The 1,140-nt window shown below is 57.0% G+C and carries 1 protein-coding gene and 2 pseudogenes; all 3 read left to right on the top strand.

Annotated features, from left to right (window positions below; all coding sequences use genetic code 11):
• Window positions 1-122 (top strand): annotated as a pseudogene (locus AACS18_RS19570) (lipopolysaccharide transport periplasmic protein LptA); the annotation flags it as partial.
• A gap of 3 nt (window positions 123-125) precedes the next feature.
• Complete coding sequence (gene lptB / locus AACS18_RS19565; protein ID WP_005336333.1) at window positions 126-851, top strand: LPS export ABC transporter ATP-binding protein; 726 nt, start codon at window positions 126-128, stop codon at window positions 849-851.
• A 65-nt stretch (window positions 852-916) separates the two neighbouring features.
• Window positions 917-1,140, top strand: a pseudogene (locus AACS18_RS19560) (RNA polymerase factor sigma-54); the annotation flags it as partial.

Below are 1,140 nucleotides of genomic sequence, written 5' to 3'. Positions count from 1 at the left end.
TCGTCAAACAGAAGATGATCGCCGAGAGCAAGAGCCCGAGCCAGCGGGTCAAAACCGTGTTCCTGCCGGATCAGGTAGAGAATTTCGACAAGCCCGCCGACCAGAAGAAGCAGGGAAAATAAGCCATGGCAGTGTTAAAAGCAGTGGGCCTGCAGAAGAGTTACAAGCGCCGCATGGTGGTGAGTGACGTCAGCCTTGAAGTGGGCACTGGCCAGATTGTCGGCCTGCTCGGCCCCAACGGGGCGGGCAAGACCACCTCCTTCTACATGATCGTGGGGCTGGTGCAGCGCGATGCCGGTCTCATCACCATCGACGATCAGGACATCAGCCTGCAGCCCATGCATGTGCGGGCGCGCAATGGCATCGGTTACCTGCCGCAGGAGGCCTCCATCTTCCGTCGCCTGTCGGTGTTCGACAACCTGATGGGAGTGATGCAGACCCGCAAGGGGTTGAGTCGCGAGGAGCGTGAGGACAAGGTTCAGCAACTGCTGGAAGAGTTCAACATCACCCACATTCGCGACAACCTGGGTCAGAGCCTCTCCGGCGGTGAGCGCCGTCGGGTCGAGATCGCCCGTGCGCTGGCGGCTGAGCCGCGTTTTATTCTGCTGGATGAACCCTTTGCAGGGGTTGACCCGATTTCTGTGATAGACATCAAGAAGATCATTCAGCATCTGAAAGATAGAGGCCTTGGCGTCTTGATTACCGACCACAACGTCAGAGAGACTCTGGACGTATGTGAGAAGGCCTATATCGTCAGCCACGGCAAGATGATTGCCGAAGGTGCACCGGCTGACATCCTTGCCGATGAGCAGGTCAAGCGCGTCTATTTGGGCGATCAATTCAGTCTATAGTAAGGGGGCATGCCTTCATTTCCTTTGACGAGTGCCTCGCTGAACATAAGGATATCCCGACGTAGATGAAGCCGACATTACAGTTGCGTCTCGGTCAGTCCCTGACCATGACGCCGCAATTACAACAAGCGATTCGTCTGCTCCAGCTCTCCACTCTGGAACTTCAGCAGGAAATTCAGCAAGCGCTCGAAAACAACCCTCTGCTGGAGCAGGAAGAGAGCGAGGCGCAAGAGACCAGTCCGGAAGCGCCGGTCGATGCCAGCCAGCTGGATTCCAGCGATGCCATGGC

Source organism: Aeromonas sp. HMWF015 (assembly GCF_963878965.1).
In the GTDB taxonomy this organism is placed as follows: domain Bacteria; phylum Pseudomonadota; class Gammaproteobacteria; order Enterobacterales; family Aeromonadaceae; genus Aeromonas; species Aeromonas veronii.
Note: the sequence above shows the minus strand (reverse complement) of the source record. Positions and strands in the feature narration are given on the sequence as shown.

Bases quoted from the DNA above. Each gene is read 5' to 3' on its own strand.
- lptB (WP_005336333.1), top strand. From the start codon at position 126: ATGGCAGTGTTAAAAGCAGTGGGCCTGCAGAAGAGTTACAAGCGCCGC.